This window comes from Aestuariirhabdus sp. LZHN29 (assembly GCF_049985285.1).
GTDB lineage: Bacteria > Pseudomonadota > Gammaproteobacteria > Pseudomonadales > Aestuariirhabdaceae > Aestuariirhabdus.
On record NZ_JBNIEU010000002.1, the window covers coordinates 58,498 to 69,860 of the forward strand.

General features: G+C 57.6%; 14 protein-coding genes. 9 read left to right on the forward strand and 5 right to left on the reverse strand.

Annotation, left to right across the window (positions count from 1 at the left end):
* Positions 1-6: 6 nt before the first annotated feature.
* The 7 genes from ribBA to ribA all read left to right on the forward strand — a co-directional run bounded on the left by ribBA (position 7) and on the right by ribA (position 4,944).
* Positions 7-1,125, forward strand: a complete 1,119-nt coding sequence (gene ribBA / locus ACP3PW_RS06915; protein WP_426415960.1) for a bifunctional 3,4-dihydroxy-2-butanone-4-phosphate synthase/GTP cyclohydrolase II — start codon at positions 7-9, stop codon at positions 1,123-1,125.
* 30 nt (positions 1,126-1,155) lie between these two features.
* On the forward strand, positions 1,156-1,632 hold the full coding sequence (ribH, locus tag ACP3PW_RS06920) for a 6,7-dimethyl-8-ribityllumazine synthase (protein WP_426415961.1): 477 nt from the start codon (positions 1,156-1,158) through the stop codon (positions 1,630-1,632).
* Positions 1,616-2,095, forward strand: a complete 480-nt coding sequence (nusB, locus tag ACP3PW_RS06925) for a transcription antitermination factor NusB (RefSeq protein ID WP_426415962.1) — start codon at positions 1,616-1,618, stop codon at positions 2,093-2,095. Before ribH ends, nusB begins: the two co-directional genes overlap by 17 nt.
* On the forward strand, positions 2,095-3,048 hold the full coding sequence (gene thiL, locus ACP3PW_RS06930) for a thiamine-phosphate kinase (protein WP_426415963.1): 954 nt from the start codon (positions 2,095-2,097) through the stop codon (positions 3,046-3,048). The genes nusB and thiL overlap by 1 nt, the downstream gene beginning before the upstream one ends.
* 10 nt (positions 3,049-3,058) lie before the next feature.
* The gene (locus ACP3PW_RS06935; RefSeq protein WP_426415964.1) at positions 3,059-3,535 is read left to right on the forward strand and encodes a phosphatidylglycerophosphatase A family protein; all 477 of its coding nucleotides are present in this window, start codon (positions 3,059-3,061) and stop codon (positions 3,533-3,535) included.
* Positions 3,536-3,582: 47 nt separating this feature from the next.
* Positions 3,583-4,218, forward strand: a complete 636-nt coding sequence (locus ACP3PW_RS06940) for a retropepsin-like aspartic protease family protein (protein ID WP_426415965.1) — start codon at positions 3,583-3,585, stop codon at positions 4,216-4,218.
* A gap of 126 nt (positions 4,219-4,344) precedes the next feature.
* Positions 4,345-4,944 carry a GTP cyclohydrolase II gene (gene ribA / locus ACP3PW_RS06945; protein WP_426415966.1) on the forward strand — a complete coding sequence of 200 codons (600 nt, stop codon included), beginning with the start codon at positions 4,345-4,347 and terminating at the stop codon, positions 4,942-4,944.
* 33 nt (positions 4,945-4,977) lie between these two features.
* On the opposite strand, the gene dxs is transcribed toward ribA, so the two are convergent.
* The 3 genes from dxs to ACP3PW_RS06960 form a co-directional block, all read right to left on the reverse strand.
* Positions 4,978-6,888: a 1-deoxy-D-xylulose-5-phosphate synthase gene (gene dxs, locus ACP3PW_RS06950; protein ID WP_426415967.1), complete on the reverse strand. Its 1,911-nt coding sequence runs from the start codon at positions 6,886-6,888 to the stop codon at positions 4,978-4,980.
* Between the two features lie 75 nt (positions 6,889-6,963).
* The gene (gene ispA / locus ACP3PW_RS06955; protein ID WP_426415968.1) at positions 6,964-7,848 is read right to left on the reverse strand and encodes a (2E,6E)-farnesyl diphosphate synthase; all 885 of its coding nucleotides are present in this window, start codon (positions 7,846-7,848) and stop codon (positions 6,964-6,966) included.
* Complete coding sequence (locus tag ACP3PW_RS06960) at positions 7,845-8,087, reverse strand: exodeoxyribonuclease VII small subunit (protein ID WP_426415969.1); 243 nt, start codon at positions 8,085-8,087, stop codon at positions 7,845-7,847. The genes ispA and ACP3PW_RS06960 overlap by 4 nt, the downstream gene beginning before the upstream one ends.
* A gap of 300 nt (positions 8,088-8,387) precedes the next feature.
* Here ACP3PW_RS06960 and pomA point away from each other — a divergent pair, with 300 nt between their 5' ends.
* Positions 8,388-9,149: a flagellar motor protein PomA gene (gene pomA / locus ACP3PW_RS06965; protein WP_426415970.1), complete on the forward strand. Its 762-nt coding sequence runs from the start codon at positions 8,388-8,390 to the stop codon at positions 9,147-9,149.
* A gap of 39 nt (positions 9,150-9,188) precedes the next feature.
* Complete coding sequence (locus tag ACP3PW_RS06970) at positions 9,189-10,184, forward strand: flagellar motor protein MotB (RefSeq protein WP_426415971.1); 996 nt, start codon at positions 9,189-9,191, stop codon at positions 10,182-10,184.
* Between the two features lie 136 nt (positions 10,185-10,320).
* Here the strand turns inward: ACP3PW_RS06970 and ACP3PW_RS06975 are convergent, their stop codons facing one another.
* A complete protein-coding gene (locus ACP3PW_RS06975; RefSeq protein ID WP_426415972.1) occupies positions 10,321-10,668 on the reverse strand; it encodes a hypothetical protein in 348 nt (115 codons plus the stop codon).
* Positions 10,655-11,311, reverse strand: coding sequence for a hypothetical protein (locus tag ACP3PW_RS06980; RefSeq protein ID WP_426415973.1), 657 nt, complete (start codon positions 11,309-11,311; stop codon positions 10,655-10,657). The genes ACP3PW_RS06975 and ACP3PW_RS06980 overlap by 14 nt, the downstream gene beginning before the upstream one ends.
* Positions 11,312-11,363 lie beyond the last annotated feature (52 nt).

The following is an 11,363-nucleotide window of genomic DNA, read 5'->3' on the forward strand; positions in this document are numbered from 1 at the left end:
TTAACGATGAAACTCAACAGTATTGAAGAGATTATTGAAGATATCCGTCAGGGCAAGATGGTAATCCTGATGGATGACGAAGATCGCGAGAACGAGGGTGACCTGATTGTGGCGGCGGAGAAGATCACCACCGAACAGGTAAATTTTATGGCGGCCAAAGCGCGGGGACTTATCTGCCTGACCCTGACCGGTGATCGTTGCGATTTTCTGGGCTTGCCGTCGATGGTGCAGAGCGAGAACGGCAGCCAGTACGGCACGCCCTTTACGGTCTCCATTGAGGCGGCAGAGGGTGTAACCACGGGTATTTCGGCTGCGGATCGAGCGCTGACGATTCAGCGCGCAGTTGACCCGCGCTCCACTCCGCAGGATATTGTGCAGCCGGGGCATATTTTCCCCCTGCGCGCACGCCCTGGTGGTGTGTTGAGCCGTGCTGGTCACACCGAAGCAGGTTGTGATCTCGCTCGTATCGCTGGCTTGATTCCGGCGGCCGCGATTGTTGAGGTGATGAACGAAGATGGCACTATGGCACGCCGCCCTGATCTGGAAAAGTTCGCGGAGTTGCATGACCTTAAAATCGGCACTATTGCAGACCTGATACATTATCGTATTCTCCACGACAAGACGGTCGACCGTATCGATGATAAGACACTTACTACCGAGTTTGGTGAGTTCACCCTGACCCTGTTCAAGGATACCATTCACGGCCAGTCACATATTGCGTTGAGTATGGGGCAGTGGAGTGCCGAGCAGCCGACGTTGGTGCGAGTGCATGTCGCCGACACCCTGCGCGACCTGTTGGGAGCACATCAGGAGGGAAGTGGCACCTGGTCCTTGCGCAATGCGATGCGACGCATTGCGGAGGAGGGCAATGGAGTGGCGGTGCTGCTTAACAGCGATGACAGCCTATCCATGGGGCCCTGTCTGGAGACCTACTTCAACCCGCAGCAACAACGCACACCGGGGCGCGATGGGGTCGGGGCGTACCATACGATAGGTACGGGCTCACAAATTCTGCGCGAGATGGGTATCGGCAAAATGCGCCTGCTCAGTTCACCGATTCGATTCAGCGCGATCTCCGGTTTCGATCTGGAGATCACCGAATACATTCCCTACGAAGAGCAGTAGAGACTGCCTTTAACACGACGAGGATTTTTTATGTCTAGCATCAAGACAATCGAAGGAAAACTAACCGCCAACGAAGGCAAGTACGCCATTGTAGTAGGGCGCTGGAATGCGTTTGTAGTAGAGAGCCTGCTGGAAGGGGCGGTTGATTCACTGTCCCGTCACGGTGTCAGTGATGAGGATATCACCATCATTCGTTGCCCCGGCGCGTTCGAGATTCCGCTGGTTGTTAAAAAAGCCGCCAGCTCGGGCCATTACGATGCCGTTATTGCACTGGGTGCGGTGATTCGAGGCGGTACGCCGCACTTTGAATATGTTGCCGGCGAATGTGTTAAAGGGTTGGGCGTGGTCGCGCTGGAAGCGGAAATACCGGTATCCTTTGGCGTGTTGACGGTTGATTCGATCGAACAGGCCGTTGAGCGTTCGGGCACCAAGGCGGGTAACAAGGGTGAAGAGGCGGCGATGTCAGCCTTTGAGATGGTTAACCTGCTCAATGAAATGGGAGGCTGAGTTGAAACAACAAGGCAATAGTCGAATGAATCCCGCTGCTCGGCGCAAGGCTCGCCAGTTGGCACTGCAGGCTTTGTATCAGTGGTATATGGCGCAAGCCAACGTCGCCGATATCGAAGCACAGTTTCGTGCCGACAATGACTTTGAAAAAATTGACGGGGAATACTTCAGTGAACTGTTGCTGCAGATTCCAAAGCAACTCGATGAGCTCGATGGCTGTGTAGAACCCTTGCTGGATCGTGATTTGGAAGAGCTGGATCCAATTGAACGGGCGATTTTGCGTATTGGTGCATACGAATTGCTGCATCGTCATGATGTGCCTTATCGGGTTGTTATCAATGAAGGGATTGAACTCGCCAAACGCTTCGGTGCCTCTGAAAGTCACCGTTACGTAAACGGTATCCTCGACAAGATCGCGGCCAAGGTGCGTTCCCCGGAAGTGAAAAATCATCGTAAATCCTGATGCCGGGAGAGTTTGAACTTATCCGGCGCTACTTCGACCGCGCCGGACTCAACGACCCACACCCGGCTGTTGTATTGGGTATCGGTGATGACTGCGCGATCATCGATCCCCCCGGACAACATCAGCTCTGCTTTTCGGTTGACACCCTGGTGGCGGATGTTCATTTTCCCGCAGCCGCCGACCCGGGGCTGATTGCCCGCCGAGCCTTGGCGGTTAATCTCAGTGATTTAGCGGCGATGGGGGCCGTACCGCTCTGCTTCACCCTGGCGCTGACCCTGCCCGATTCCAACCCGCTATGGCTTGAGCAGTTTTCCTCGGGCTTGGCGAGCGAGGCCTGTGCCCATGGGGTGTGCCTCGCGGGAGGGGATACTACCCGGGGTCCGTTGAGTATCACGGTGCAGGTTCAGGGTACCCTGCCCATGGGGCGCGCGTTGCGCCGCAACGGGGCCTGCGTTGGTGACCGGGTGCTGGTGAGTGGCTCCCTGGGAGACGGCGCGGGTGCTTTGGCTTATCTGGATCAGCCCGCACAAACGCTCAGCAGTACCCAGCAACAGTTGCTTGATCGCTTCTACCGGCCCCAGCCCCGGCTCGCATTGGGTCAGCAACTCTTACAAATCGGTGGCCGTTGTGCGATCGATATCTCCGATGGCTTGCTGGCTGATCTGGGGCACATTTTGCAACGTAGTGGCGTTGGTGCGCGGCTAGAGCTCGATGATATCCCGCTATCGGATGCCTTGCGTCGCGAGGGTGGCGATACCGCACAGCGGCTGGCGCTGAACGGTGGGGACGACTATGAGCTCTGCTTTACCCTTCCGGAGCCGCTGTGGCTAGCGCATAAAGAGACGCTGTGCGCGCTGGTGCCCTGCACGGCTATCGGGCATATTGAAGCGGGAAGTGGCCTGCTGAATACTTCCGGAGAGCCACTAACCGTCACCGGTTACCAACATTTCTAACGGAGTTTTTATGGCAGATACACCCGCAAGCGTATGGCGCAATCCGGTTCATTTTGTCGCCTTCGGATTTGGTAGTGGTGCCGCCCCTGTTGCTCCCGGCACCTTCGGTACCCTGGCTGCGGTCCCCCTTTACTTGCTGCTGCAGTATCTGCCATTGACTCAATACCTGCTGGTGGTGGTGGTCGCTTTTGTTGTGGGCTGCTGGCTGTGTGACATCACCTCGCGGGACATTGGTGTACACGATCATGGTGGCATCGTATGGGATGAGTTTGTAGGTCTGTGGGTGACGATGATCGCGGCTCCCCCGGGCTGGATCTGGATTGTGGTGGGTTTCGCTTTATTCAGGCTGTTCGATATCCTCAAGCCTTGGCCGATCCGCTGGCTGGACCGCCGCGTTGGTGGAGGCTTTGGAATAATGGTCGATGATCTGCTGGCGGGCGTGTTTGCGTGGGTTGTGATGCAACTGCTGCACCTGTGGGTGGTCTAACCCCCTGGGTTGATGCTGGTATAACCAGGAGAGCCAGGGTGAGGCTTATGAATCGGATGCTAGTGATGGGGGTGGTGTTGATATCGCTATCGGCGGTAGCGGCCCCCGACGTGCGCGTGCAGGGGCTTTTTCCGGGTGCAGCGGTGTTGATTATTGATGGTGAACGCCACCTGCTCAAGGTAGGGCGTAAGCCGGTCAAGGGTGTGAGTGTATTGGAGGCCGATGCCCACAGTGCACTGTTATCCATTGACGGAAAGCAACAGCGCTTGACGCTATCACGAGAAGTCAACAGCAGCTTTACCCAGGCCGAACGCAAACAGGTGCGGGTGAGTCTTGATCATGAGTCGGGCAGCTACCCGGTTTACGGCGCCATCAACGGTCGTTCGATACAGATGGTGGTAGATACCGGGGCCACCATGGTTGCGATGAGTTCGCAGCAGGCGCAGGCCATTGGGCTCGACTATAGCAAGGGTACCTTACGGCCAATAACCACCGCCAGCGATCAGGTGATGGCCTTCGAGCTGCGCCTTGATCGCGTCAGTATCGGGGGCATTGAGCGCAGAAATATTCGCGCGGTGGTGGTGGAGGGGAGCTACCCGACGGTGGTGCTGCTGGGTATGAGTTTTTTACAGCACCTGCGAATGCAGGAGCAAGAGGGCGTGTTGCTTTTGGAAGAGAAGTAACCCGGCTTGCCGAGCCGGCCTATACCTGAGGGGCATGCTGCGGTAATGGTGTGCACGATGGGGTTGGCCTGTTAGAATGCCGTCCCTTGACCGAGCCGCTGCGGCAGATATTTTTAGGAGTTATCAGTGTCAATACGTTACGTCGCCACCTCGAAGTTGCCCACTCCCTATGGGGTGTTTAGCATGCATGGGTTTGAGGATCCCGACACTGGCAAGGAGCACGTCGCTCTCAGTATGGGTGTTGTGGATGATGGCGAGCCGGTGCTGGCCCGGGTGCATTCCGAGTGTCTGACGGGCGATGCGTTGTTTAGCATGCGCTGCGATTGTGGTGCCCAGCTACAGGCGGCGCTGGAAGCCATTGCGGCGGAGGGTCGGGGTGTGCTGCTTTACCTGCGCCAGGAAGGTCGGGGAATCGGTTTGATGAATAAAATTCGCGCCTATAAGTTGCAAGACGGTGGCGCTGATACCGTGGAGGCTAACGAGCAGTTGGGCTTTGGCGCGGATATGCGTGAATACGGTATGTGCGAAGCGATGCTCGAGCAGTTGGGGGTCACCTCCCTGCGCCTGATGACCAATAACCCTCGCAAGGTGAAGGCGATGGAGGCGGCGGGGATTACCGTTGCCGAACGCCGTCCGCTGGAAACGGGGCGTAATCCCCACAACGACCGCTACCTGAACACCAAGGCGGGTAAATTGGGGCATTGGATTACCCCACCGGAAACCTAGGCGACAGAGCTTACGGCAGCCCGCTTGCGAGAATTAGAGCTTGGCGCTCTTGTGTGGTTGGCTGCTCTTGATGCGTGCCTGAATGGTCGCAACAATACCTTCGGCGTCGAGGCCGCATTCTGTCAGCAGCTCTGCCGGCTTACCGTGTTCGATAAAACGGTCGGGAATACCGAGGTTGAGCGTTGCCACCTGCAGCCCTTCGGCTTGCAGGAACTCGTTGACCGCGGAGCCTGCACCGCCCATGATCGCACCCTCTTCCAGAGTTACCAGTAGCTGGTTTTTCAGCGCCAGCGAGCGTATCAGGGGTTCGTCCAAAGGTTTTACGAAGCGCATATTGGCAACGCTGGCATCGAGTGTGTCAGCGGCACCCAGGGCGCTGTGCAGCAGGGTGCCAAACGCTAAAATAGCGATAGGACTATTGCCTTCGCGGCGCATCTCCCCCTCACCGATGGCCAGGGAATCGAGCGACTCGGTGATCTCAACGCCAATGCCGCTGCCGCGAGGGTAGCGCACCGCCGCTGGCCCCTGATGATGGTAACCGGTACTGAGCATCTGCCGGGTTTCGTTCTCATCGGCGGGTGTCATGATCACCATATTGGGGACGCAGCGCATATAGGGTATGTCGTAACATCCGGCGTGGGTTGGACCATCTTCACCCACCAGTCCGGCACGATCGATCGCGAACAAGACATCAAGGTTTTGGACTGCGACGTCATGAATCAACTGATCGTAGGCCCGTTGCAGGAAGGTTGAGTAGATGGCGACTACGGGCTTACCCCCATCGCAGGCGACCCCGGCCGCCAGCGTGACAGCGTGCTGTTCTGCGATTGCAACGTCGAAGTAGCGGTCGGGAAAACGATCGGCAAATTCGATCAGGTCGGAGCCATCTTTCATCGCCGGCGTAATGCCCACCAGCATGGATTCCTGCTCGGCCATGTCCACCAACCAGCGACCAAATACGTTGGAATATTTGGGTGGAGCGGGCTTCGGGTTGGCCGGTTTTACCGCGGCTTCCGGTTCGAGCTTGGTGATGGCGTGATAGCCGATCGGATCTTGCTCTGCGGGAGCAAAACCATGGCCTTTTTGGGTTACCACATGGAGGAACTGTGGCCCCTTGAGGTTGCGCATGTTGTGCAGGGTACTGACAAGTGCGTCCAGGTTATGACCGTCGATGGGGCCGATATAGTTAAACCCCAACTCCTCAAACAGGGTGCTGGGGGCCATCATACCCTTGACATGCTCTTCGGTGCGTCGAGCCAGCTCCCAGGCCCTGGGTATGCCACTGAGAACTTTGCGGCTACCTTCGCGCATCGTATGGTACGCACGGCTCGACAGCAAGCGGGCAAAATAGTTGGAGAGTCCGCCCACATTGGCTGAGATCGACATATCGTTATCGTTCAGCACGACCAGCAGGTTGGCATTAACCTCCGAGGCGTGATTCAGGGCTTCGAAGGCCATGCCGGCCGTCATTGCGCCGTCGCCGATCACCGCGATAGCGCGCCGATCCCGACCCTGCATGCGAGACGCGATTGCCATGCCCAGCGCTGCGCTGATAGAGGTGCTGGAATGTCCTACACCAAAGGTGTCGTAGGGGCTTTCACTGCGTCGGGGAAAGGCCGCCAGGCCGTCGCGCTGGCGCAGACTCAGCATCGCCTCGCGACGGCCGGTGAGAATTTTGTGGGGGTAGGCTTGATGACCCACATCCCATACCAGGCGGTCTTCCGGGGTATTAAAAATATAGTGCAGGGCGATCGTCAGCTCGACGACACCGAGGCCCGCTCCAAAATGGCCACCCGTTTGACCGACACAATAGAGCAGGTATTCACGAAGCTGTTCCGCCAATTGCGGCAGCTGGCAGGCATCGAGCTCACGCAACTGTGCAGGGAGATCAACCCGGTCCAGTAACGGCGTATCGGGTCGGTGTCGGGGAATTTCGTGGAGCATAGAGCGGAAGGCTGTCTATATCAGTGTCAGGTGGCAAGCGTGGCACAGGGCCCGTGAGCCGGCCATTCTACTCTGCTAATGGCTACGATGCACTATGTATCGCGCGAGCTCCCGCAGGGGGGTGGCGCGCTCATCGAAAGAATCGAGCGCCTGTATCGCCTCATCCAGTAGTTCATTTGCTTTGCATCTGGCACCTTCCAATCCCAGCAGTGCTGGATAGGTGGGCTTGTTGAGGGCAATATCGGCACCCTGGGTCTTGCCCAGGGTTTGGGTATCGGCTTCAACATCGAGAATATCATCCTGCACCTGAAAGGCGAGGCCGATGCTGCGAGCGTAGCGATGCAGCTGTTGCAGCTGCAGGGTGTCGGCCCCGGCGATACGAGCTCCCATTTCGACACTGGCGCATATCAGGGCACCGGTCTTGTGGCTATGCATCTGTTCCAGTTGCTCCAGGCTGAGGGCTTTTCCAACCGCGTTCAGGTCGATCGCCTGGCCGGCCACCATGCCGTTGATCCCGGCTCCGGCCGCGAGGGCCTGAACCAGCTGTAGTTGAATGCGAGCATCCCGCCCCTCGGTTGGCCGGCAAAGCAGTTCAAAGGCCAGCGTTTGCATGGCGTCACCGGCGAGAATGGCGGTCGCTTCGTCGAAGGCTATGTGGCAGGTGGGTTTACCGCGGCGCAGGTCGTCGTCATCCATCGCCGGCAGGTCATCATGGATAAGAGAGTAGGCGTGGATTAGCTCGACGGCGGCAGCGGCCTCGGTCGCATCGGCAGGATCGCCCCCCACGGCTTCGCAGCTGGCGTAGGTCAGCATCGGGCGCACGCGCTTACCGCCATTAAAGAGGCTGTACCCTATCGCCTCGCGCAGGCGCTCAGCTCCGACCGGAGCCTGGGCGATCACCTGTTGCAGGTGGCGATCCACCCGCTGTTGGCACTGTTCGAGGTAGGCGGTGATGCTCATTCGGCAGCGTTGGTATCAAAGGGTTCGCGGATCAGTTGCTCTTCCCGTTCTACCAGCAGTTCCACTTTTTGCTGGGCGCTGGTTAGTGCCTGCTGGCATTCGCGGGTCAGGCTGACGCCCTGTTCAAACGCTTGCAGCGATTGCTCCAGCGACAACTCACCGGATTCCATCTTTTCTACCAGCGCCTCAAGCTCGGCGAGGGACTGTTCAAACGCAAACCCCTGCTTCTTTTTGGCCATGATCGATCACCCATCGCAATAAAGGCGCAACAGTACCGAACTGCCCAGCAAGGGTCAAACCATCCCTACCCTGAACCGGTAATAGCGCCCACCGGGAGCAAAAATCTCATACTTTGGTCGCTAAAGATGCTGCCTGATTGGCATTCGGGCTTTAATTGACGGGCGTTCGCTGGTGCGTGAGCGCAATATGAGATAAATTTCCTAGCTCAGTACATACTTAGCACTGCTCCTTGGGGGACCGCATTTGCGCGCGGGCGACATAAAGCGGGGGGCTGGCTCTTAAAAGCAAAGGAGTGAAGCGTGGATTTAGCGACCCTGTTGGGCCTGGTGGGCGCCTTTGGTATCGTCATCTCGGCCATGATACTCGGTGGGTCGGGGGGGATGTTCTTCAACGTACCCTCACTATTGATCGTGCTGGTGGGCACCACCTTTGCGGTGTTGATGAAGTTTACCGTAAAGCAGTTCTTTGGAGCCTTTAAGGTCGCCGGCAAGAGCTTCAAGTTTCAATCTACCGATCTCAACGGGTTGATTGAGGAGATTGTTGAACTGGCTGACACGGCCCGTAAAGGGGGGCTGCTGGCGCTGGAGGAGAAGGAGCCGAGTCATCCGTTCCTGAAGCAGGGTATTCAGCTGTTGGTGGACGGGCATGACCCTGCCGTGGTCAAGGCGATGCTGACCAAGGATATGCGTCTGGCGGTAACCCGTCATGAGCTGGGCGCCAAGATATTCAGCGCTATCGGGGATGTAGCGCCGGCGATGGGGATGATCGGGACACTGGTGGGACTGGTGCAGATGCTCGCCAATATGAGTGATCCCAAGTCGATCGGCCCCGCGATGGCGGTGGCGCTGTTGACGACTCTCTATGGTGCGATGATCGCAACTATGCTGGCGTTACCCATGGCCGACAAGCTGTCGTTGCGGCGTGATGAAGAAGCATTGGTCCAGGCGTTAATCATCGATGCACTACTGGCAATTCAGGAAGGTCAGAACCCGCGGGTGATCGGCTCCATGCTGCGCAACTACCTGCCGACCTCTGCCCGAGAGGTCGAGGAGGCCGGGTGATGCCTGCTCGGATGATGGGCCACAACGGTCGGAGCCGCTATGTCTGATTCTGATATGGAAGAGTGCGACTGCCCCGAATGTCCAGCCGGGCTTCCAGGCTGGTTGGCAACCTTTGCCGACCTGATGTCGCTGTTGATGTGCTTTTTCGTGTTGCTGCTCTCCTTCTCCGAAATTAATGCGCTTAAGTTCAAGCAGATAGCGGGGTCGATGCGCGATGCTTTTGGTGTGCAGTCAGAACTTAAATTAAAGGAGATTCCCAAGGGCACCAGCATCATTATGCAGGAGTTCAGCCCGGGTAAACCCGAACCGACGCCGATTAACGAAATTCGCCAGTTCACCACCACCGTTACCAAACCGGACCTTGACCTGATATGCACCCCCGGGCAGGAGAGCAAAACCGGTCAAAGCTCTGCCGTGGATGGTGAAAAGAACGAGCAAACTGCGCAGAAAGTCCAGCAGATGATCGAACAAACCGAAGCTCGAGCCCAGCAGCTTGCTACCGTGCTCCATGAGCAGATTGAAAAAGGCAGCGTAGAGGTCGAAACCAAGGCGCGTAAGATCATTATTCGGGTGCAGGAAAATGGGTCTTTCTCATCCGGCTCCGCCGAGCTGGAGGCGCAGTTCTATCCGGTGATGGAAAATATTCAGCGCGTCTTGCACTCGGTAGAGGGTTCGATCGCTATCGAAGGCCATACCGATAGCATTCCGATTGATACGGCTCGCTTTGAATCCAACTGGGCGCTCTCCTCGGCGCGCTCGGTGTCGGTGGCCCACGCATTGATCATCGGCCGTAACGGAATCGATCCAATGCGGTTGCAGGTGAGAGGGTACGCCGAAACCCGTCCCCTTGAATCAAACGCGACAGCGGAGGGGCGCTCTAAAAATCGCCGCGTAGAGATCGTGATTACCGAGGATCTGGCGCCTGAACTCAAAGAGGATCTGAAGCAGTTACGGGAAACGGACACCCAGCTCTACGATAGCCTCGATCTACAGGACAGCGAGGTCTTTAACTTGCGCCCGGATGAGGTCTTTTAACGGTCTCGGTATGGGGCGGGTGGTGTTTTATTGATCGCTCCGCTGCAGGCAACGGCTTGCAGGGCCTGTATCGGCTTATCCACATCCCATGCACAGCGGGCTCCCGGGTTTCTGTGGACAGGGTGCCTGCCACCGTTTATTGACCGCAGCGCGCTGTTAGCTGCTGCGTTAGCTGTTGGTATTCAAGCAAGCGCTGGCGCGTCGAGACCTCGACACGTCGGCCGCTATTGAGGCAGCCGAACAACTGCTTTTGAACCTCCCTGTTACGCTGTTGGACCTGCTGGACCCTAGTCTGTTCGCAATAACCGGGGGCTCGATCGACCGCGCTCTGCAGGTGCCGCACTTCGGTGTCGGTTGGCGCGCTCAGCAAACAGCTGGCGGGGGCGGCGAGAGCGCTGCGGGTTACGAGGGCTAACAGGAGGCTAGCTAGCCACAACCCCCTGACCGCCTCTTTGGTTGGTGTCGCGTCATCAGGGCGTGCCACTGAGAAAACTCCCTAATAGGCGGTCGCCCGCCGTTGTGATTTTTTGCCAAAAGCTTTGTTGTTGCGTGCAGGAGTTATTGATACGAATGGTCAGGGTGCCATCCTGGTAGCGGGGTAATTCACGGGGTTCGCTGCGGGTGATGAGCCCGGATTGGGTTCGGTAAACCCGGTAGGTGCGTAATGGGTCTATTTGCTGGTAGGTGGAGCTGCCGTATTGGGCGTCGAGCAGCCAGTTGTACGCTCCCAGAAACTCGCTGATGCGAACCAGGTCGATCGCCGTGGGCTGGCTAATATCGTGCACCTGGCGGGTTTTGCTGTTCTCTTCGTCAATGGATTGATAGCGCCCGCTGAGTCGCTCGAGTCGGTAGCGGGGGTCCATTCCCAATAGGGTGGCAAAGGTTTTCCATTTAATAAATTGTGCGTCGATGCGCCACTGGTCACCCAATAGTTCGTAGTGGCTACGTTGGCAGCGGTCGTGACCGGTCAGGGTAGCCCGGTAGCGCTGGGGCGCGAGCTGGCGAAACTGGATCTCCACCAAAGGTTCCTCATCGCTGAGGCGTTGTACGCTGTAGAGCCAGCCTGCTGTGGGAAGGATCAGGAGTGCGACCGCCAGCAGCACGGCTAATAGCAGCCAGCGTTTCATTGGCAGGAAGGGGGGTAAGCCCGGTTGATGGAGTGACCGGCAGCCGTGGTAG

What these genes read in the sequence shown, in the direction of transcription:
- nusB (WP_426415962.1), top strand. Translation starts at nt 1,616, where the DNA reads ATGAAATGGGAGGCTGAGTTGAAACAACAAGGCAATAGTCGAATGAAT.
- thiL (WP_426415963.1), top strand. Translation starts at nt 2,095, where the DNA reads ATGCCGGGAGAGTTTGAACTTATCCGGCGCTACTTCGACCGCGCCGGA.
- ACP3PW_RS06980 (WP_426415973.1), bottom strand. Translation starts at nt 11,311, where the DNA reads ATGAAACGCTGGCTGCTATTAGCCGTGCTGCTGGCGGTCGCACTCCTG.
- ACP3PW_RS06970 (WP_426415971.1), top strand. Translation starts at nt 9,189, where the DNA reads ATGTCTGATTCTGATATGGAAGAGTGCGACTGCCCCGAATGTCCAGCC.
- ACP3PW_RS06940 (WP_426415965.1), top strand. Translation starts at nt 3,583, where the DNA reads ATGAATCGGATGCTAGTGATGGGGGTGGTGTTGATATCGCTATCGGCG.
- ACP3PW_RS06960 (WP_426415969.1), bottom strand. Translation starts at nt 8,087, where the DNA reads ATGGCCAAAAAGAAGCAGGGGTTTGCGTTTGAACAGTCCCTCGCCGAG.
- ribH (WP_426415961.1), top strand. Translation starts at nt 1,156, where the DNA reads ATGTCTAGCATCAAGACAATCGAAGGAAAACTAACCGCCAACGAAGGC.
- dxs (WP_426415967.1), bottom strand. Translation starts at nt 6,888, where the DNA reads ATGCTCCACGAAATTCCCCGACACCGACCCGATACGCCGTTACTGGAC.
- ACP3PW_RS06935 (WP_426415964.1), top strand. Translation starts at nt 3,059, where the DNA reads ATGGCAGATACACCCGCAAGCGTATGGCGCAATCCGGTTCATTTTGTC.
- ispA (WP_426415968.1), bottom strand. Translation starts at nt 7,848, where the DNA reads ATGAGCATCACCGCCTACCTCGAACAGTGCCAACAGCGGGTGGATCGC.
- ribBA (WP_426415960.1), top strand. Translation starts at nt 7, where the DNA reads ATGAAACTCAACAGTATTGAAGAGATTATTGAAGATATCCGTCAGGGC.